The organism is Luteococcus japonicus (genome assembly GCF_003752415.1).
Taxonomy (GTDB): Bacteria; Actinomycetota; Actinomycetes; order Propionibacteriales; family Propionibacteriaceae; genus Luteococcus; species Luteococcus japonicus.
This window is the reverse complement of record NZ_RKHG01000001.1, coordinates 174,327-193,839: the sequence shown is the minus strand read 5'-3', so window position 1 is coordinate 193,839 and position 19,513 is coordinate 174,327. Positions and strand designations below refer to the sequence as shown.

16 protein-coding genes and 1 pseudogene are annotated in these 19,513 nt (G+C 67.8%); 6 read left to right on the top strand and 11 right to left on the bottom strand.

Annotated features, from left to right (window positions below):
• The first annotated feature begins 230 nt into the window (after positions 1-230).
• A complete protein-coding gene (locus EDD41_RS00880; protein ID WP_123576749.1) occupies positions 231-1,499 on the top strand; it encodes a RidA family protein in 1,269 nt (422 codons plus the stop codon).
• 122 nt (positions 1,500-1,621) lie between these two features.
• Positions 1,622-2,497, top strand: coding sequence for a hypothetical protein (locus EDD41_RS00875; protein ID WP_123574653.1), 876 nt, complete (start codon positions 1,622-1,624; stop codon positions 2,495-2,497).
• A gap of 14 nt (positions 2,498-2,511) precedes the next feature.
• Here EDD41_RS00875 and EDD41_RS00870 read toward each other — a convergent pair whose 3' ends face one another.
• Positions 2,512-4,017 carry a glutamate synthase subunit beta gene (locus tag EDD41_RS00870; protein ID WP_123574652.1) on the bottom strand — a complete coding sequence of 502 codons (1,506 nt, stop codon included), beginning with the start codon at positions 4,015-4,017 and terminating at the stop codon, positions 2,512-2,514.
• Positions 4,010-8,539 (bottom strand): glutamate synthase large subunit, encoded by a 4,530-nt coding sequence (gene gltB, locus EDD41_RS00865; protein ID WP_123574651.1) that lies wholly within the window; start codon positions 8,537-8,539, stop codon positions 4,010-4,012. The genes EDD41_RS00870 and gltB overlap by 8 nt, the downstream gene beginning before the upstream one ends.
• Before the next feature lie 327 nt (positions 8,540-8,866).
• On the opposite strand from gltB, the gene EDD41_RS17035 reads away from it, so the two are divergent.
• Positions 8,867-9,091 carry a hypothetical protein gene (locus tag EDD41_RS17035; protein WP_211336540.1) on the top strand — a complete coding sequence of 75 codons (225 nt, stop codon included), beginning with the start codon at positions 8,867-8,869 and terminating at the stop codon, positions 9,089-9,091.
• Positions 9,092-9,094: 3 nt separating this feature from the next.
• On the opposite strand, the gene lgt is transcribed toward EDD41_RS17035, so the two are convergent.
• The 8 genes and pseudogenes from lgt to hisI all read right to left on the bottom strand — a co-directional run bounded on the left by lgt (position 9,095) and on the right by hisI (position 15,581).
• A complete protein-coding gene (lgt, locus tag EDD41_RS00855) occupies positions 9,095-9,922 on the bottom strand; it encodes a prolipoprotein diacylglyceryl transferase (RefSeq protein WP_123576744.1) in 828 nt (275 codons plus the stop codon).
• Between the two features lie 16 nt (positions 9,923-9,938).
• Positions 9,939-10,757 (bottom strand): tryptophan synthase subunit alpha, encoded by an 819-nt coding sequence (trpA, locus tag EDD41_RS00850; RefSeq protein ID WP_094764767.1) that lies wholly within the window; start codon positions 10,755-10,757, stop codon positions 9,939-9,941.
• Positions 10,758-10,858: 101 nt separating this feature from the next.
• Positions 10,859-12,106, bottom strand: a pseudogene (gene trpB, locus EDD41_RS00845) (tryptophan synthase subunit beta); the annotation flags it as partial.
• A gap of 47 nt (positions 12,107-12,153) precedes the next feature.
• Positions 12,154-12,948 (bottom strand): indole-3-glycerol phosphate synthase TrpC, encoded by a 795-nt coding sequence (gene trpC / locus EDD41_RS00840; protein ID WP_123576743.1) that lies wholly within the window; start codon positions 12,946-12,948, stop codon positions 12,154-12,156.
• A gap of 11 nt (positions 12,949-12,959) precedes the next feature.
• On the bottom strand, positions 12,960-13,223 hold the full coding sequence (locus EDD41_RS00835; RefSeq protein ID WP_123574649.1) for an HGxxPAAW family protein: 264 nt from the start codon (positions 13,221-13,223) through the stop codon (positions 12,960-12,962).
• On the bottom strand, positions 13,220-13,735 hold the full coding sequence (locus EDD41_RS00830) for a Trp biosynthesis-associated membrane protein (RefSeq protein WP_170165178.1): 516 nt from the start codon (positions 13,733-13,735) through the stop codon (positions 13,220-13,222). The genes EDD41_RS00835 and EDD41_RS00830 overlap by 4 nt, the downstream gene beginning before the upstream one ends.
• Positions 13,732-15,234, bottom strand: coding sequence for an anthranilate synthase component I (locus EDD41_RS00825; protein ID WP_123574647.1), 1,503 nt, complete (start codon positions 15,232-15,234; stop codon positions 13,732-13,734). Before EDD41_RS00825 ends, EDD41_RS00830 begins: the two co-directional genes overlap by 4 nt.
• Positions 15,231-15,581, bottom strand: coding sequence for a phosphoribosyl-AMP cyclohydrolase (hisI, locus tag EDD41_RS00820; protein ID WP_094764667.1), 351 nt, complete (start codon positions 15,579-15,581; stop codon positions 15,231-15,233). Before hisI ends, EDD41_RS00825 begins: the two co-directional genes overlap by 4 nt.
• A 386-nt stretch (positions 15,582-15,967) precedes the next feature.
• Between hisI and EDD41_RS00815 the strand changes: the two genes are divergently transcribed.
• The 3 genes from EDD41_RS00815 to EDD41_RS00805 all read left to right on the top strand — a co-directional run bounded on the left by EDD41_RS00815 (position 15,968) and on the right by EDD41_RS00805 (position 18,095).
• Positions 15,968-16,939 (top strand): C69 family dipeptidase, encoded by a 972-nt coding sequence (locus tag EDD41_RS00815; RefSeq protein ID WP_170165177.1) that lies wholly within the window; start codon positions 15,968-15,970, stop codon positions 16,937-16,939.
• A gap of 68 nt (positions 16,940-17,007) precedes the next feature.
• Positions 17,008-17,649 (top strand): TIGR03085 family metal-binding protein, encoded by a 642-nt coding sequence (locus EDD41_RS00810; protein WP_094764670.1) that lies wholly within the window; start codon positions 17,008-17,010, stop codon positions 17,647-17,649.
• On the top strand, positions 17,649-18,095 hold the full coding sequence (locus EDD41_RS00805) for a hypothetical protein (RefSeq protein ID WP_094764671.1): 447 nt from the start codon (positions 17,649-17,651) through the stop codon (positions 18,093-18,095). Before EDD41_RS00810 ends, EDD41_RS00805 begins: the two co-directional genes overlap by 1 nt.
• Positions 18,096-18,100: 5 nt before the next feature.
• Here the strand turns inward: EDD41_RS00805 and EDD41_RS00800 are convergent, their stop codons facing one another.
• On the bottom strand, positions 18,101-19,462 hold the full coding sequence (locus EDD41_RS00800) for a nucleobase:cation symporter-2 family protein (protein WP_170165176.1): 1,362 nt from the start codon (positions 19,460-19,462) through the stop codon (positions 18,101-18,103).
• Positions 19,463-19,513: the final 51 nt, after the last annotated feature.

Below are 19,513 nucleotides of genomic sequence, written 5' to 3'. Positions count from 1 at the left end.
AGCCAATCTACCCCGAGCGGGCGGGGGCGTGCGTGCAGGAACATGGGGACATCCCCTTCACATCATCTGGTACGCGTGTATCATTCTGGGACAGGCCCGATCTCCCGGGCCGAGCCGTACGGCAGCGTTGCCGTACGGCCAGTGTTGTCGGCGGAATTTGGGTGTGTACATGCCGACGACGGCTCCAGCCCGGAGCAAGACGTCACACCAACGAAGAAGGAGTGCACACCATGGCACCCAGCAATGCAGTGCTCGCGCGCAACACCTCCCTGGCTCCCCTCGACGAGGGACATTCCTCGCAGACGGTCGCCTTCTCGCACTACAACCACCTTTCTGCCCAGCTGCCCGTCGCGGCCGCCACCGGGGAGCTCGTGGCCGGCGGCATCACCGAGCAGGCCAGGCAGTGCCTCACCAACCTCAAGACCGTCATCGAGGGAATCGACCACACCCTCGACGACGTCATCCGCCTCACCGTGATGCTCACCGACATTGCCGACCTGGCTGCGGTCGACGAGGTCTGCGGCGAGTTCTACGGCGACTACCTGCCCACCCGCACCAACCTGGCCGTGACGGCCCTGCCGCTGGGGGCAGCGGTGCAGATCGAGGCCGTCGTCTCCAACGGCGTGGGCACCATCCCCGATGCCCCGCAGCCCGGCGACCTGGTCAAGGTCGCGCGCAATGTGGCGCAGGCCCCCAGCAACGCCTGCTCCACCCAGAGCGTCGCCTTCTCGCACTACAACAACCTCTCGGCGCAGCTGCCGATCGACCCGGAGACCGGCACGCTGGTCGCCGGCGGCATCGCGGAACAGACCACCCGGTGCCTCGCCAACATCAAGGCGATCATGGAGGGCATCGACGCCCCCTTCGACGACATCGTGAAGATCACCATCCACCTGCTCGATCTGGCCGATGTGCCCGCCGTCGACGAGGTGTACTCCACCTTCTTCCCCGATTCGGCCATCGCGCGCACGGCGGGATACCTGCCGGCCCGCAGCATCGTTGCCGTCACCGGGCTCCCGGAGGGCGCCCGAGTGCAGGTGGAGGCCGTGCTCTCCCATGGCGACGGCACCCCGCCCCAGGCCGTCGAGGACCGCCACGGGCTGGTCATCTGGGCCGCGAACACCGACCAGGCCCCACGCGATGCCATGAGCACCCAGAGCGTCGCCTTCTCCCACTACAACAACGTCTCCGCACTCCTGCCCTTCGACGCCACCGGTGCACTGGTTGCCGGTGGCGCCAAGGAGCAGGCTGGCCAGTGCCTGGCCAACCTCAAGGCCATCGTGGAGAGCATCGGACACAGCCTGGCCGACGTGGTCAAGGTGAACGTCTTCGTGGCAGACCTGGGCGAGCTCGACGAGCTGCAGGCCGCCTATGCGGAGTACTTCCCCGGTGGTGTCCCGGCCCGACGCGTGGTGCAGGTGCCCGCGCTGGCCAAGGGAGTCAGGGTGATGATGGACGCCGTCGTCGCCAATGCCGAGGGCACGCCGCCGCGCCGCTGAGGCCGAGCGCCGGGGCCGAACCGCCGCATCGGCCCCGGCCAAGCCCTGCGCGGGCTCGCGCCTACTGGATCGGGTAACCTCGGGCAGACGTGCCAAACCCTGCGGCTGAAGGAAATCCCTGCATGGAACCCATCCCCGACGGCTCGGTGGAAGATGCGCAGTTCAGCACGCTGCTGACGAATGCCATCACCGAGCGCGGCCTCTCCCTGGCCCGGGTCAAGGCCCATCTGGCAGCTTTGGGCCAGCCCGTCTCCATTGCCACCCTCAGCTACTGGTGCTCAGGGCGTTCACTGCCCACCCGGGCCCGCTCCCTCGACGTCGTCCACGCGCTGGAGACGGTGCTCCAGGTACCGCGCAACCACCTGACGTCCGCCATCCGCACCCAACCGGAGCAGCAGGATCTGGTCTCACGACTGGAACAGGACCCGCTCGTCGCGGACCTGCAGCAGCGCTTCGACCTTCCCCCCTTGGGGATGTGGCGTCCCGAGCTGGTCTTCCACCACGCCACGGTGGACAGCACTGGACGGCAACGCTCGATCACCACCCGGATCGGCTTCCGCGCCGTCGTCTCGGGGGCCCAGGGTTGGGCCATTGCAGTGGACAGGGCCGGCGAGGCCGACGTGGAGGCCCGCGGAGACGGCATTGCTCCCCTACGCCGACAGATCCGGGTCTCGCCAGATCTCTCGGTGCTGGAATTCGGCTTGGACCAGCCCGTCAAGCGGGACACGATCGTGATGGCGCAACACGAAGTGAACTTCGCTGCCGACACCGCGCCCGTCACGTCCGTCGGCTACGGGTTGGGCATGCCGGCCAAGTACTTCTCCCTCACCGTCGACTTCGTCGACAAGACCCCCCGCAACTACTTCCGATGCCATGCATTCCCGCGCGACGGCGCTGGTCACCGGCTGGACCGTCCGGTGCTGAGTGGTGAATCCACGCTCCATTGCGCACTGACCGATGCCGCACCCGGCTACCACTCCATCGAATGGGAGTCGTAGCCGGGCTTTCAGGCTCAGGCCATCAGCTGGCGCACCTCGGGACCGATGGGGCGCGGCAGCTTGCTGGGCGCCCCGGCCAGGAAGGCGTCGATGCCATTGGCGCACGCCCGTCCCTCCGCGATGGCCCAGACGATCAGCGACTGCCCCCGGCCGCAGTCACCCGCGGCGAAGACACCGGGAACATTGGTCTGGTAGTCGTCGCCACGGCGGATGTTGCCCCGCTCGTCCACTTCCAGCCCCAGTTCCGCGACGATTCCGTCGCCCTCCGGGTGCAGGAAGCCCATGGCCTGCAGCACCAGGTCCGCCTTCAGCTCCCGCTCGGTGCCCTCGACGGTGACCAGCTTGCCGCCCTCGAACGTCACCTCGGACAGGCGCAGCCCGGTGACGTGTCCGTCTTCCCCGACGAACTCGGAGGTGTTGACGGCATACATCCGCTCGCCACCCTCCTCATTGGCCGACGCGATCCGGTAGATCATCGGGTAGGTGGGCCACGGCTGGTTCTCCGGCCTGGTCTCGGGCGGCTGCGGCATGATCTCCAACTGCGTCACCGACGCCGCGCCCTGACGAAGCGCAGTGCCCAGGCAATCATTGGAGGTGTCGCCACCGCCGATCACCACGACGTGCTTGCCCTTGGCGTGGATCTGGCCCTCGGCAGGCTCGCGGGCCTCGACAGGCTCGGCCGTCGCGAGGCGCTGGGTCGCCTGGGTCAGGTAGTCCATCGCCTGATGGATACCGTCCAGGTCACTGCCCGGCACCTGCAGGGCGCGCGGCACGGTGGAACCGATGGTCAGCACCACCGCGTCGAAACGTTCCCGCAGCTGCTCCCCGGAGATGCCGCCCTCGCTGTCCGCACCGGGACCGATGGGTGTATTGGTCTTGAAGACCGTCCCCTCCAGCCGCATCTGCTTCAGCCGACGGTCCACCACCGCCTTCTCCATCTTGAACTCGGGGATGCCGTAACGCAGCAGACCACCGATCGCGTCGGCCCGCTCGTAGACGACCACCGTGTGCCCGGCCCGGGTGAGCTGCTGGGCGACGGCCAGGCCGGCCGGCCCGGACCCGACGACAGCGACGGTCTTCAGCGAGTGCCACTGCGGCTGCTGCGGCACCACCCGTCGGTCATCCCAGGCCTTGTCGATGATGGAGACCTCGATGTTCTTGATGGTCACCGGCTCGCGGCTGATGCCCACCACGCAGGCCGTCTCGCACGGCGCCGGGCACAACCGCCCGGTGAACTCCGGGAAGTTGTTGGTGGCGTGCAGCCGCTCCAGCGCACTGGTCCACTCGTCGCGCCAGATCAGGTCATTCCACTCCGGGATCAGGTTTCCCAGCGGGCATCCGGTGTGGCAGAAGGGAATGCCGCAGTCCATGCACCGGCTTGCCTGCTCGGTGATGATCGGCAGCAGCGAGCGGCCGGGCGTGCCCGGGTAGACCTCCTGCCAGTCGGTCAGGCGCTCGTCGACGGGACGACGCTCGGCCAGCTGGCGCTGCTTGGTGATGAATCCGCGCGGATCAGCCATGAGCTGCCTCCATCATGAGATCGGTCATTTCGTCTTCCTTGATGCCGGCGAGGATGGCGTCCTCGCGGGCCTTGATCACCCGGGCGTAGTCGCGCGGGACGATGCTGGTGAAGTGCTCACCCAGCCAGGAATCGTCGTGGCCCAGCAGGGCGTCGGCGACGGTGGAACCCGTCTGGCTGCGGTGCATCTGGAGCAGTTCCCGGATCCGGGCGATGTCCTTCTGGGAAGGGCGGTGCGCATCGACCAACTCGGTGTTGAGTCGGGCCTCGTCGAGGTCCAGCACCCACGCGGAACCGCCGCTCATGCCCGCGGCCACATTGCGGCCCGTGACGCCCAGGATCAGGGCCTCGCCACCGGTCATGTACTCCAGCGCATGGTCTCCCACGCCCTCGACCACCGCGGTGGCCCCGGAATTGCGGACGCAGAAGCGCTCGCCGACGATGCCTCGCAGGAAGATCTGTCCACTGGTGGCGCCGTAGCCGATCACATTGCCGGCCACGATCTGCGTCGCCGGGTCGAAGGTCACGTCCTCACCCGGAGTCACGACGATCCTGCCGCCGCACAGTCCCTTGCCGACGTAGTCGTTCGAGTCGCCCACCAGACGCAGCGTGATGCCGCGCGGCACGAAGGCGCCGAAGGACTGGCCGGCGGTTCCGGTGAAGGTGAACGCGATGGTGTCATCGTCCAGCCCCTTGCCGGTGGTGGCCATGGTGACCTCGTGACCCAGGATGGTGCCCACCGTGCGGTCCACATTGCGGATGGCCAGGCTGTGCGCCACCTTCTCGCCGTGCTCCAGCGCCGGACGGGCCAGGGTGACCAGTTCCGCGTCGAGCTTGGCCTGCAGGCCGTGGTCCTGGCTGGTGGTGGAGTGCAGCGCGGTGCCTTCGGGCACCTCGATCTGCTGCAGCACCGGGGACAGGTCCAGCCCCTGCGCCTTCCAGTGGTCCACCGCGGTGCGCGCATTGAGCACCTCGACGTGGCCGACGGCCTCCTGGATGCTGCGGAAGCCCAGCTGGGCCAGGATCTCCCGCACCTCCTGCGCGATGAACTCCATGAAGTTCACGACGTGCTCGGCCTGCCCGTGGTAGTGCTCGCGCAGCGCCGGGTTCTGGGTGGCGATGCCCACCGGGCAGGTGTCCTTGTGGCAGACGCGCATCATGATGCAGCCGCTGACCACCAGGGCGGTGGTGGCGAAGCCGAACTCCTCGGCTCCCAGCAGGGCGGCAATCACGACGTCGCGGCCGGTCTTGAGCTGGCCGTCGCACTGCACCACCACCCGGTCACGCAGGCCGTTGACAAGCAGGGTCTGCTGGGCCTCGGCCAGGCCGAGCTCCCAGGGCCCGCCGGCGTGCTTCAGCGACGTGAGCGGCGCCGCACCGGTGCCGCCGTCGTGGCCACTGATCAGGACCACGTCGGCCTTCGCCTTGGCCACACCGGCCGCAACCGTGCCGACGCCGACCTCGGCCACCAGCTTCACATGCACCCGTGCCTTCGGGTTCGCGCACTTGAGGTCGTGGATCAACTGCTTGAGGTCCTCGATCGAGTAGATGTCGTGGTGCGGTGGCGGGGAGATGAGCCCGACGCCGGGCGTGGAGTGACGGGTGCTGGCCACCCACGGGTAGACCTTCGGGCCGGGCAGCTGACCGCCCTCGCCGGGCTTGGCGCCCTGGGCCATCTTGATCTGGATGTCGGTGGCGTAGGACAGGTACTCGCTGGTGACACCGAAGCGGCCGGAGGCCACCTGCTTGATCGCGGAGCAGCGCGCCGGGTCGTGCAGGCGTTCGGAGTCCTCGCCGCCCTCACCGGTGTTGGACTTGCCGCCGATCCGGTTCATGGCGATCGCCAGCGTCTCGTGCGCCTCCTTGCTGATCGAGCCGTAACTCATCGCGCCGGTGGAGAAACGCTTGACGATCTCGCTGACCGGCTCCACCTCGTCGACGCTGACCGCCTCATGGTCAGAGTTGAACTCCAACAGGGAACGCAGCGTCATCAGGCGGCGGGAGTTCTCGTTGACCAGGTCCGTGTACCGCTTGAAGACGTCATAGCGTCCCGTCTGGGTGGCGTGCTGCAGGCGGAAGACCGTCTCGGGGTTGAACAGGTGCTCCTCTCCCTCACGTCGCCACTGGTACTCGCCGCCGACGTCGAGGGTGCGGTGCGGGGTGACCGAGGTGATCGGGTAGGCGCGCTCGTGACGCAGCTGCACCTCGCGGGCCACCTCGTCCAGACCAATGCCCTCGATCCGGCTCGGGGTGCCGGTGAAGAACTCCTCCACGAAGTCGCTCTTCAGTCCGATGGCCTCGAAGATCTGGGCACCGGTGTAGCTCTGGATGGTGGAGACGCCCATCTTGCTCATCACCTTGAGCACGCCCTTGCCGAGGGACTTGTAGACGTTCTTGATGGCCTTCTCGGGCTCGGTCTGCACGTAGAGCTCATGGCGGGCCATGTCCTCGGCGGACTCGAAGACCAGGTATGGGTTCACGGCGGCAGCACCGAAGCCGACCAGCAGGGCCACGTGGTGCACCTCGCGCACGTCGCCGGCCTCGACGACCAGCCCCACCTGGGTGCGGGTCTTCTCCCGGACCAGGTGGTGGTGGATGGCGCTGGTGAGCAAGAGCGACGGGATCGGCGCCAGTTCACGGTTGGCGTGCCGGTCGCTGAGCACGATGGTGCGGGCGCCGTCGGCGATGGCCTGGCTGACCTCGGCACGGATCTCGTCGAGCTTGGCGCGCAGGGCCTCTCCCCCGCCGTCGACCTCGTAGAGGCCACGCACGACGTGCGTCTGGTAGTCCGGGTGCTCGCCGTCGGAGTTGATCCGGATGATCTTGGCCAGCTGGTCGGAGTCCAGGATCGGGTACGGGATCACCATCTGGCGGCAGGACTCCGGGCCAGGGGTCAGCAGGTTCGCCTCGGGGCCGATGGATCCGGCCAGGCTGGTGACCAGCTCCTCCCGAATGGCGTCCAGCGGCGGGTTGGTGACCTGCGCGAAGAGCTGGGTGAAGTAGTCGAAGATCATCTTCGGCCGGTCGCTCAGCGCGGCCAGCGGCGTGTCGGTGCCCATCGAGCCGATGGTCTCCGCGCCGGTGTTGGCCATTGGGGCGACGACCAGGCGCAGCTCCTCATGGGTGTAGCCGAAGAGCTGCTGGCGGCGGGTGACCGACGCGTGCGAGTGCACGATGTGGGTGCGCTCCGGCAGCTCGTCGAGGTTCAGCTGGCCCTCTTCCAGCCACTCGGCGTAGGGGTGCTCTGCGGCCAGGGCGTCCTTGATCTCGTCGTCCTCCACGATGCGGTGCTCATCGAGGTCCACCAGGAACATCCGGCCCGGCTGCAGACGACCCTTCTGGATGACGTCGGCAGGCGCGACGGGCAGCACACCCGCCTCGGAGGCGAAGATCACGCGGTCGTCGGTGGTCACCCAGTAGCGGGCGGGGCGCAGACCATTGCGGTCCAGCACGCCGCCGATCTGGGTGCCATCGGTGAAGGTCACGCAGGCGGGGCCGTCCCAGGGCTCCATCACATTGGAATGGAATTCGTAGAAGGCGCGGCGGGCCGGACTCATCTCGGTGTTGTTCTGCCAGGCCTCGGGAATCATCATCAGCACAGCCTGCGGCAGCTTGCGGCCACCCAGGTGCAGCAGTTCGAGCACCTCGTCGAAGCTGGCCGAGTCGGAGCCCGACGGCGTGCAGATCGGGAACAGTCGCTCCAGGTCTCCGGGGATCACGTCGGAGCGCAACAGGGCCTCACGGGCGCGCATCCAGTTGCGGTTTCCCTTGACGGTGTTGATCTCGCCGTTGTGGGCGATCATCCGGAAGGGGTGGCTGAGCTCCCAGGCGGGGAAGGTGTTGGTGCTGAAGCGGGAGTGCACCAGCGCCAGCGCCGAGGTCATCCGCTCGTCGTGCAGCTCGGGGTAGACCTCCTCCAGCTGGTCGGTGGTCAGCATGCCCTTGTAGACAAGGGTCCGTGCGCTCAGCGAGGAGAAGTAGACGCCCGCCTCGTTCTGGGCGCGCTTGCGCAGCACGTAGACCAGGCGGTCCAGGTCCAGACCGGTCTCGCCACCGCGGCTGGAGACCAGCAGCTGGGCCATGTGCGGCATGGCCCCCAGCGAGATGGGGCTCAGCGAATCGGTCCGGACGGGGACCTCGCGCCAGCCGAGCACCTCGAGGCGCTCCTCGACGGCGATCTTCTCGATGGTGATGCGGGCCATGTCGCGGTCGGCCTCGTCGACGGGCAGGAAGGCCAAGCCCACGGCGTAGGCGCCGGCCTCGGGCAAGTCGAAGTCGCAGGCCTCGCGCAGGAAGGCGTCGGGCACCTGGATCAGGATGCCCGCCCCGTCACCGGCGGCCTCGTCGGCACCGGTGGCACCGCGGTGGTCAAGATTGCGCAGGGCCTCCAGGCCCTGTTCGACGATGTCGTGGTCGGCGACGCCGGTCAGGCGTGCGACGAAGGCGACGCCACAGGCATCGTGCTCGAAGGATGGGTCATAGAGACCCTGCTGGGGACGGTGCGTGAAGACTTCACGAGCCATGCGATTCTCCGATCTGACAGTGCCGGTTGCCCGACAGGGAGATCGGCACCCTGACCACAGCAGGCCTCATGGCACCGATCGTGGCAAAACGCTAGGGCCGCTGTGTTTCGGGAATGTTTCGGGTCCAATTCGTGGACGTGTCTGGTGCGTCCGCGCGGGCCCTACGGGCGCTCCACCTCCCTATACTTCCGGTGCCTGGAGATCCTGGGATATCGAGCACGGCCATTGCCGGCGCCGCCGCGCATCGTGTTCCAGTCCCTCGCCGAACCAAAGGCGCCCGGGACCAGTCCTTGGTTGGTGCTCTTGGAGGACGAGAGGCCACCCATCGTGCTGCAGGCCGAGGAGAGCCATCACGTCCGGTGGAGTTCGCTGTGGCCCTCCAGACCGAACGATGTCCTCGACTTCGAGATCAGCCCCAAGGACGGTGGCAGCATCCTCCGCTTCATCCTCTCCACACCGGACGAAAGCCCCGACGCAAGCAGGCTGGGACACATGCGAAAGCGGCTCAACCACCTGCTGTTCGCGGACCGGCGCTTCTCCTACGGCCAGTGACGCTCACGCCTGTGGCAAGCCGCTGGCCTCGTCGTTCTCATGCCGTCGGGACAACAGCATGAAGACGATCACCGCACACAGCAGGACGATCACCGAGGTGTACTCGTTCAGCCGGAAGCCCGCCGCGGTATTGACCGGATCGATCCGCAGGTGCTCGATCCACAACCGCCCTGCGCAGTAGTAGGCCACGTAGAGGGCGAAGACGCGTCCGTGGGCGAGGCGGAAACGGCGCTCGGCCCAGAGCAGGAAGGCGACCCCGGCCAGGTTCCACAGCATCTCGTAGGCGAAGGTTGGATGGAAGGTGGCGAACTGCTCGAAGCCGTCGGGGCGGTGCACCGCGTCGATCTCCAGGCCCCAAGGACGGGTGGTGGGGCGGCCGAAGAGCTCCTGGTTGAACCAGTTGCCCAGCCGCCCGATGGCCTGGGCCAGGATCAGACCGGGAGCACCGGCATCGGCCAGCACGGAGAAGTCGACGCCCTTGCGGCGGCACAGCAGCCATGCCGTGATGCCGCCGAGCGCGACGCCGCCCCAGATGCCCAACCCGCCATTCCAGATGTAGAGCGCCTCGATGGGCCGTCGACCCGCGCCGAAGTAAAGCTGGTGATCGGTGATGACGTGGTACAGGCGTGCTCCGACGATACCGGCCAGCACCGAGGCCCCGATGATCTCCTCGAAGTGGTCGCGGTCTCCCCCACGGGCCGTGAAACGTCGCACCGCCAACGACCAGCCGGCGACGATGCCGGCCAGGATGCACAGGGCGTAGGCATGGATGGTCAGCGGTCCCAAGTGGAAGGCGGACCAACCAGGGCTGGGGATCGACTGGGGAAGCAGCAACACGTCGTGGACCTCAGGCCTCGCCACGCACGCCGCGGGCCAGGTCGTCGACCAGGTGGCGCAAGGCGGACAGATCCCGGGAGCCGGACTCCTCGTTCGCCATCAGGTGCTTGACCAGCGCCGATCCGACGATCACGCCATCGGACACCTGTGCGAGTTCCTTCGCCTGGGCACCATTGGAGACGCCCAGCCCGACGCCGACAGGCAGTGCGGGCTGAGCCTCGCGAACCCTGGCCACCAGGGCGGGAGCCGCGGAGCTGGTGCTGGTGCGGGTTCCGGTCACGCCCATCACACTGGTTGCGTAGACCCAGCCCCGGCAGGCCTCCAGGGTGGAGCGGAGCCGCTCGTGGGTGGACGATGGCGCCACCAGGAAGATCCGGTCCAGCCCATGCTCGTCGGAGGCCGCCAGCCAGGCATCGGCCTCGTCCGGGGTGAGGTCCGGGGTGATCAGGCCGGCACCACCGGCAGCGGCGAAGTCGCGGGCAAAGGCGTCGACGCCGTAGGTCTCCACCAGGTTCCAGTAGATCATCGCAGTGGCCTGCTTGCCGGCCTTCGCGACGGCCTCGACGGCGGTGAGGACGTCGCGGGTCCGCACGCCATTGGCGAGCGCCTTGGTGGTGGCGTGCTGGATGACCAGACCGTCCATCACCGGGTCCGAATAGGGCATGCCTACCTCGACGATGTCGACGCCCACTCCGTCGCTTCCCTCGCACAGCGCCGTCATGGCCTCGATGGAACCGGGCACATCCGGGTAGCCGACGGGAAGGTAACCGACCAGCGCCGCGCGCCCCTCGTTGCGGGCGGCGGCATAGGCATGCCCGGAGCGACCCAGGCGAGCCTCGTCTCCGAAGGGGGTGTTGGGGTAGCTGGTCACTTCTGCTCCATCTTGTCGGCCACGTCGCTCCGCTCCATCTTGTCGGCCACGTCGCTCCGCTCCATTCGTCCGGCCACGTCGTCGACGCTGCCGTCGATGCCGAAGTACTTGATCGCGGTGTCCACGTCCTTGTCACCACGGCCCGAGATGTTGATCACGATCAGCGGCTTCACGTCGGGATTCTTCGCGGTGAGTTCGAGGGCCAGCCGACGGGCGCCCGCGACGGCATGCGCGCTCTCGATGGCCGGCATGATGCCCTCGGTCTGGGTGAGCAGCTTCAGCGCCTGCATCGCCTCCTCGTCGGTGACGGGCAGGTAGCTGGCGCGGCCGGTCTTGGCCAACCATGCGTGTTCCGGCCCGACGCCCGGGTAGTCGAGGCCTGCGGAGATGGAATGGGACTCGATGGTCTGGCCGTCCTCGTCCATCAGGACATAGGTGCGCATGCCGTGCAGCACGCCCATCCGGCCAGCAGTGATGGTGGCGGCATGACGGCCGGTCTCGACGCCGTCGCCGGCCGCCTCGAAACCGTAGAGACCGACTTCCTCGTCGGGGATGAAGTCCGCGAAGATGCCCATCGCATTCGAACCACCACCCACGCAGGCCGTGACGGCATCGGGCAGGCGGCCATAACGCTCCAGCACCTGCGCGCGAGTTTCAGTGGAGATGATCCGCTGGTACTCGCGCACCAACTGCGGGAAGGGAGCGGGACCAGCGACGGTGCCGATCAGGTAGTGCGTGCGGTCCACATTGGTGACCCAGTCCCGCATCGCCTCGTTCATGGCGTCCTTGAGGGTCATCGAACCGGCCTCGACGGCGACCACCTCGGCACCCAGCATCTGCATCCGCGCCACATTCAGCGCCTGACGTTCGGTGTCCACCTTGCCCATGTAGATCCGGCACTCCAGCCCCATCAGGGCGGCGGCGGTGGCTGTGGCGACGCCGTGCTGGCCAGCGCCGGTCTCCGCGATGACGCGGGTCTTGCCCATCCGCTTGGTGAGCAGCGCCTGGCCGAGCACATTGTTCACCTTGTGGCTGCCGGTGTGGTTGAGGTCCTCGCGCTTCAGCACGATGGTGGCGCCCTGCGAACCCTCCGCGGCGCAGTGCTCGGCGAAGCGGTCGGCCTGCCAGATCGGCGTGGGGCGGCCGGCGTAGTCACGGCGCAGGCGTGTCAGCTCGGCGTGGAAGTCCGGATCGTCCTGGGCCACGGCGAAGGCGGCCTGGAGCTCGTCCAGCGCCGCCTGCAGGGCCTCGGGGACGAAACGACCCCCGAAGTCGTCGAAATGTCCGTGTGCGTCGGGCAGGCTCATCGTGTCTCCAGACAGTGGTGGAACGGGGGGGCTTCCCGGCGACGGGATCAGCGGGTGCCGGCGGCCTCGACCATGGCGCGGATCGCCGAGGTCGGATCGCCGTGGCGCACCAGTGCCTCGCCGACGAGCACGACGTCGGCTCCTTGGCGGTGCACCAGCGCGGCATCGTCGGGAGTGAGGATGCCGGACTCGGCCACCTTCACCGCGTCGTTGTCAATCAGGTCTACCAGACGGCCGAACTGTGCCAGGTCCACGTCCAGCGTCTTGAGATTGCGGTTGTTGACGCCGATCAGGCGTGCTCCCAGGTCCACGGCGCGGCGGGTCTCGTCCGGGGTATGGACCTCCACCAGGGGGGTCATGCCCAAGTCCAGCACCAGCTGGTGCAGCCGCTGCAGGTCCGCGTCGTCCAGGGCGGCGACGATCAGCAGGACCAGATCGGCCCCATGGGCACGGGCCTCCCAGACCTGGTAGTCGTCGACGACGAAGTCCTTGCGCAGCACGGGGATCTGGACGGCGACTCGCACCGCGTCGAGGTCGGCAAGGCTGCCGTTGAAGCGGTGCTTCTCCGTCAGGACGCTGATGGCATGTGCTCCACCCAACTCATAGCGTGTGGCCAGGGCGGCCGGGTCCTCGATGGTGGCCAAGGCTCCCTTGCTGGGGCTGGACCGCTTGACCTCGCTGATCACGCTCAGCCCGGGCGTGCGAAGACGAGTCAGGACGTCCAGCGGTGCCTGACGCGTCGCGATCCGGGCCTCGAGGTCCGCCAGGCTGTGGACAGCCTTGCGCTCTGCGAGGTCGGCACGGACCCCGACAATGATCTGGTCGAGGACCGTGGCCTCCATGTGGCTGCCGCTCACAGGTTCCTGGGCGGGGTGCCGTAGCCCTGGACCTTCATCACGAGGGTGACGAGCCCACCAATCAGCACCATCGCTCCCGAGATGTAGACGCCCATCCAACCGAACTTCTCGAAGCCGAAGGTGGTGGTGTAGGTGAGGATGACGAAGCCGATCAGCGCGATCCAGGATCCGGCCCACGCGGCAGGCGACTTGCCCTCCTCGTAACGGAGCTGCTGCTCGCGCTTGACATTCTTCACGGTCTGCATGCCCGCGTAGCTCATTGCTGATCCTCCTGGTCGGCCCCTACGACGGGGCGCGGCTGAGTCTTGTTGGGAGAAGTCTCTCGCCCAGCGAGACTACCGTCAAAGTCATCGCTGGTGGGGTCAAGTCCGGCGTCGAGCGCCTTCCAGACGTCGAGATCGCTGGTGGGGTGCTGCACTGCGGAACCTTGGCGTTGGAAACGGTCCGCTCGCGTGGGCCACCGATGGGCCATGACGAGCTGCAGCACGGCGCCGACAATCGCCAGCGCGACACCCAGCAGGAGCTTGCGGTCCCCTTCGCCGAACAGCACCAGCAGGCCCAGACCGACGGCCAGGGCAAGCTCGAGGACGGCCACCAGGCGCCGCCCCCAGACTGCCAGCAGGAGACTCACCCCCAGCGCCGCCAGCAGGGCCCAGCCAATAGCCCTCGCGGCATCGGCGTGTTCTCCGGAGTCCTTGGCGAAGACCAGCGCGAGCACCGCGCCCGCCAGCAGTGCCAACCAGCTCGTCAGCCGCGTGCGTGCCGGGGTCATGCGTCCTTCCCCATCCGGTGCAGCGCCTCGGCACGGGCCACGGCATTGAGCACCGCGCGGGCCTTGTTCTGGCATTCGACGTTCTCGCTGGACGGCACGGAGTCGTCGACGATCCCTGCGCCGGCCTGCACATGGGCGACGCCGTCCTTGAGCAGCGCCGTGCGGATGGCGATGGCGGCATCGGCATTGCCGGCGAAGTCGAAGTAGCCCACCACGCCCCCATAGGTACCCCGTCGAGTGGCTTCCAGTTCGTCGATGATCTGCATCGCACGGACCTTGGGCGCTCCGGACAGGGTCCCGGCCGGGAAGCAGGCCAACATGACGTCCAGACCGGTGCGACCCTGTGCCACCCTTCCGACGACCGAAGCCTCCAGGTGCATCACGTGGCTGTAGCGGCGCACCTGCATGAACTCGGTCACCTCGATGCTGCCGGGCTCACAGACGCGCCCCAGGTCATTGCGGCCCAGGTCCACCAGCATCAGGTGCTCGGCCCGTTCCTTATCGTCGGCGAGCAGGTCCAGTTCGTGCTGACGGTCCTCGGCGGGCGTGGCGCCGCGCGGCCGGGTGCCGGCGATCGGATGAGTGGTGGCGGTGCCGTCGGAGACCGTGACCAGGGCCTCCGGGCTGGAGCCGATGATGCTGAATCCGGGCAGGCGCATCAGGTACAGGTAGGGGCTGGGGTTGGTGTTGCGCAGCTCCCGGTAGATGGACAGGTCGTCGGCGCTCGTGGTCAGGTCGAAGCGCTGGCTGGGGACCACCTGGAAGATGTCACCGGCCCGCACGTGCTCCTTGGCGGCCTCGACCATGGCACAGAACTCCTCGTCGCTGCGCTGGCGCACCGGCACCGGGGTGGTGGAGGGTGCCTGGCGGGAGACAAGCGACGGACGAGGCCGCGCCAGCTGCTCCGCCATGGCCGTCACCCGGGCCACGGCATCTGCGTGCGCACTCTCCAGGCCGTCCGGGGAGTCGTCGAAGTTCACGGCATTGGCGATCAGCCACACCTCGCCCTTGTGGTGGTCGAGCACGGCCACGTCACTGGCCAGCATCATCACCAGTTCCGGTAGCTCCAGGTCATCGACGCAGGTGTCCGGCAGGCTCTCGAGGCGTCGGACCACGTCGTAGCCGAGGTAACCCACCATCCCGGAGCTGAAGGGCGGCAGCTCGGGATCGCGGTCCGTGTGCAGCACGTCGAGGGTCTGCCGCAGCGCCGTCAACGGGTCGGCGTCGGTGGACAGGCCGGCCAGCTCACGGCCCAACCACTCGGCCTTGCCGTCGGTCTCGGTCAGGGTGGCGGCGGCATTGACCCCGACGAAGCTCCACCGCGACCAGACCCCGGCATCGGCGGACTCGAAGAGGTAGGTCAGCTCGCGGCCTTCGCACAGTTGCTGGTACAGCCCGATCGGGGTGAGGTCGTCGGCCAGCAGGCGGGTGTGCACGCTGATCACCCGGCGCCCGGCCTCGGCCTGGGCGCGGAATCCCTCGAGGTCCGGGGTGATCACGCATCCTCCTCGCCCAGGAGCAGGTCGGCGTCGAAGCAGGTCGCGTCGCCGGTGTGGCAGGCGCCGCCGGTCTGGTCCACCTTCAGCAACAGGGTGTCGCCGTCGCAGTCCAGGCGCACCTCTCGCACATGCTGGGTGTGGCCGGAGGTCTCGCCCTTGACCCAGTACTCATTGCGGCTGCGAGACCAGTAGGTCGCCTTGCGCGTGGTCAGCGTGCGGTCCAAGGCCTCGTCGTCCATCCAGGCCATCATCAGCACGGCACCGCTCGTCGCGTCGGCGACGACTGCGGGTACCAGGCCGTCGGGATTTCGCTTGAGACGGGCGGTGAGTTCGGGGGTGAGAGCCATGCGCCCCATTGTGGCGGATCCCACTGACAGTTCTCGACGCCGACCATTCGTGCATCTGTCCAAGCTCCGGGTAGAGGAATCCATCACGTCCACGCGGACCACATACCAACACGCGCCACCCCGCCTAGCGTGGACCTCAAGCACCCGACAGAGGCGTCGGCGTGCCGGACTTCAGGTGGAGTCAGGACCATGTTCCAACATTCATGGAGTTGTGACAGCTACGGCATCAACGCAAACCACACCTGGACGGGAAGTCCGGTGCTGGGCAAGAACAGCGACCGCCCCGCGCGGGAATGCCAACCGATTCACCGGATTGCTTCCCGTGACGGGGCGGCACCCTGCGCCTCGCCTACCTCGAGATCGATGACGCCCCGTCGCTGGCCCACTTGGGATCGTCCCCCTACTGGTGCTGGGGCCATGAGGAGGGCATCAACGAGGCAGTCGTGGCCATCGGCAACGAGGCGCAGTTCACCCGGGACTTCATGCGGGCCGCGGCGGACGACCGCGCGGGCAACGGTCCCACACCGGGACTGGAGGGCATGGAGCTATTGCGTCTGGGTCTCGAACGAGGCGCCACCGCAGAGCGAGCCGTCGACGTCATCACCCAGCTGATCGTACGACACGGCCAGTACTCCTCCGGCGGCGTGGGTAAAGCCGCTTGCCACGGCGGCTACGACAACTCCTTCTTCATCACGGACCGTCACGAGATGTGGGTGCTTGAGACCTCGGGGCGACACTGGGCCGCCCGACGGGTGACAGAGGCCTCCGCATCCATATCCAACGAACCCACGATCCGCACTGAATGGACCCGCGCATCCGAGGGCTTGGTGGAACACATGCGGGAGGTTGGGGCGCCGGTGACCGAACCGGACTACGCCCAGGCCCTCGTGGACCCGGCAACCCCCTACCAGCTGTCGCACCTGCGCCTGATGCGCTCCCGGCAACTGCTGCGTGAAGCCATCGACGTCGGCCCTGTCTCCTGGCGTCAGGCGCGTGCCGTGCTGGCCGATCACTACGAGGGAACATTCATCGACGGTCCGGCCTCAATGCTGCTCGCCCGGACTTCCTGTCCCTGTGCATGCACCTGGGCCCGGGACGCTTCACCTGGGGCAACACCGCCTCTTCGGTGTTGGCGGTCTCCGATCCTCGACGGCCCTACTGGGGACGAGTTGGGCACCATGTACGCCGAGCGCCAGCCCGTGCGTGAGGTGCTGGATTCGCTGCAGGCCGGCTGGCTCGAGGAGGTCGACATTCTCCTTGCCGACGGCGCCGGTGCTTCAGCCTGGGACGACCTGACGGCTCGTGCCACGGAACAGGCCATGGCGGCTGCGACGGACCTGCTGTCGCGTTTCGCCTGACAATGTCACACAGCGCACGGTGGTGCCGCACCCCTTGACGGTGCGGCACCGCCGCCTAACATCAATGCATGTCCTTCTCCCGAAGTGAGCGCCTGGCGCTGTGCGAGCTGTTCGACGACCTCGGACCCGATGCCCCCACCCTGTGCGAGGGATGGACCACGCATGATCTGGCCGCCCACCTGTGGGTGCGCGAGGCGGATCCGCTGGCAGCCCCGGGCATCCTGGTCGAGCCGCTGGCCGGGCTCACGGAGCGTCGGATGACGCAGGCCAAGGAGCGCCTGACCTACCGAGAACTGGTGGCACGGGTGCGCAAGGGACCCGCCCGCGTCTCGCTCTTCGCGCTGCCCGGGATGGACGAGGCGGCCAATGCCGCCGAGTACTTCGTGCACCACGAGGACGTGCGCCGTGCGCAGTCCGGCGGCGCACTCCCCCGTGATCTGGGCGACGATGTGGAGGCGCTGTGCGCCAAGCGGCTCGCATCGATGGGGCGGGCCATGCTCCGCAAGGCTCCCGTGGGTGTCAGGGCGGAACGCACCGACGGCCCTTCGGAGTCCCTGCTGCTCAAGGCCGGAACACCCGTCGTCGAACTGCACGGCAAGCCGTCGGAGCTCCTGCTGTTCGCCTTCGGCCGGGGCGCCCATGCCCAGGTGGAACTCCGTGGTGACGAGGCTGCCGTCCAGCAACTCCGCGATGCCAGTTTCGGCATCTGATGACCACCGTCGGCATCAGCCGGGTGGATCTACGCCGTGAACTGGTCGCCCTTCCCCACAGTCCGTCGGTGAAGGAGACTCTGGTCCGGGTCTTCCTGGACGGCCGCCGGCTGGAGGACTGGGTGGAATTCCTCACCGGCCACTCCGCTGGCACCTGGTACGGACTCCACGACGGCGACGGCCTTCCGGATCTGCTCCGGGGTGAGCAGCCCGAGTACGACGGCCGGACCGAGGTCTCGGTGTGCTCCTGCACCTGCTCCGGCTGCAATCCCCTGCTGGCCCGGATCGAGCTGACCGAACATCGGGTGCAGTGGACCGGTCTGGCGGTGGGCAATGGTGCGGTCAACCCGCCGGAAGACCTGTGCCTGGAGTTCACGATCGACCGGGACGCCTACCTCCGGGCGCTCACGGCCCTGGAGAACTGGCAAGTCCCGATCGACGGGTGACCGGCTCACCCCTCGAAGGGTTCCGGGGCCGGAACAGCCTCCATCTCGTCGCCCAGGTTGCCCCGGGTGGCGTGGCGCCCGTTGAGGAGCAGGTTCAGCAGCACCGCGGACAGGGCGGCGGCAGAGATGCCGGAGCCCAGGATCATGCCGAGCCAGGTCGGCACGTTGTCGTAGAAGGTGGGCGCCGCGATCGGGAACATCACCAGTGCCAGCGAGGTGGCCACGACGAAGATGTTGTTGCCTCGTTCGAAGTCCGCCTGTTGCAGGGTCTGGATGCCGGCCGCCGCCACAGAACCGAAGAGCACCACACCGGCACCGCCCAGCACCGCCGAGGGCACACAGGCCACCACACGGCCCAGCAGGGGGAACATGCCCAGCAGGATCAGCAGCAGTGCGCCAGCGGCCACCGTGTAGCGGGACTTCACCTTCGTGACGGCCACCAGGCCGACATTCTGGGCAAAGGCGGTGGGCGGGGTGGAGTTGAAGACGGGCGCGACGATGGTGGCCAGCATGTCTGCCCGCAGGCCGTCGGCAATCCGCCTCTCGTCCACGTCGGTGCCCACCACCTTCGCGACGGCGAACAGGTCCGCCATGATCTCCATCAGCGTCACGATGATCACGATGGTCATGGAGATGATCGCGCCGGTCTCGAACCGCGGGGCGCCGAAGAAGAAGGGCTTTGGGAAGGCGAAGACGGATCCTTCCAGCACATGGCTGAAGTCGGCCTGACCCAGCACGGCCGCCAGAACGGTGCCCACCAGGATGCCCACCAGGATCGCCACCCTGGCCAGCTGCGGGATGCGGGTACACACCAGCACGACCGCCAGTGTGAATCCGGCCAGGCCGAGGTTGCTCAGGGATGCTCCCTGCGGGTCCTGCCCGGTGATCCAGCCGGCTGCGACGGGCAACAGGGAGATGCCCATGGCCGTGATGATGGTGCCGGTGACCACAGGCGGGAAGAATCGCTGGATCTTGCTGAACAGCGGGGCCAGCAGGAAGCCGATCACGCCGGCCACGATCACCGAGCCAAAGATGACGGGCATCCCACCGCCGCTGGCCAGGATGGCCAACATCGTGGAGACGGCGCCGAAGGTGGTGCCGTTGACCAAGGGCAGCTTGGAGCCCAGGAAGGGCAGCCCCAAGGACTGCAGCAGCGTGGCGAGGCCGGAGACGAACAGCGCGGAGGCCACCAGCATCCCCACCTGGTCGGGCGGCAGCTTGGCGGCGGTGCCCAGGATCGGGGGCACCGCGATCACGCCCCCGTACATGCTCAGGATGTGCTGGAAGCCGTACAGGAAGGCCTTGCCGACGGGCAGCCGCTCGTCCTCGGGTCGGATCGACGGGATGGTCACGGGCGCGCTGCTCACTGGATTCCTTTTGACGAGGTGTGGGAGAACTCGGGTGGGCCAACAAAACCC

Excerpts from the sequence above, each read along its gene's own strand:
- EDD41_RS00835 (WP_123574649.1), bottom strand. The coding sequence starts at position 13,223 with ATGAGCTACGCGGGCATGCAGACCGTGAAGAATGTCAAGCGCGAGCAG.
- EDD41_RS00880 (WP_123576749.1), top strand. The coding sequence starts at position 231 with ATGGCACCCAGCAATGCAGTGCTCGCGCGCAACACCTCCCTGGCTCCC.
- trpC (WP_123576743.1), bottom strand. The coding sequence starts at position 12,948 with ATGGAGGCCACGGTCCTCGACCAGATCATTGTCGGGGTCCGTGCCGAC.
- EDD41_RS00810 (WP_094764670.1), top strand. The coding sequence starts at position 17,008 with ATGTCCTTCTCCCGAAGTGAGCGCCTGGCGCTGTGCGAGCTGTTCGAC.
- EDD41_RS00870 (WP_123574652.1), bottom strand. The coding sequence starts at position 4,017 with ATGGCTGATCCGCGCGGATTCATCACCAAGCAGCGCCAGCTGGCCGAG.
- EDD41_RS00830 (WP_170165178.1), bottom strand. The coding sequence starts at position 13,735 with ATGACCCCGGCACGCACGCGGCTGACGAGCTGGTTGGCACTGCTGGCG.
- EDD41_RS00805 (WP_094764671.1), top strand. The coding sequence starts at position 17,649 with ATGACCACCGTCGGCATCAGCCGGGTGGATCTACGCCGTGAACTGGTC.
- hisI (WP_094764667.1), bottom strand. The coding sequence starts at position 15,581 with ATGGCTCTCACCCCCGAACTCACCGCCCGTCTCAAGCGAAATCCCGAC.
- EDD41_RS00875 (WP_123574653.1), top strand. The coding sequence starts at position 1,622 with ATGGAACCCATCCCCGACGGCTCGGTGGAAGATGCGCAGTTCAGCACG.
- gltB (WP_123574651.1), bottom strand. The coding sequence starts at position 8,539 with ATGGCTCGTGAAGTCTTCACGCACCGTCCCCAGCAGGGTCTCTATGAC.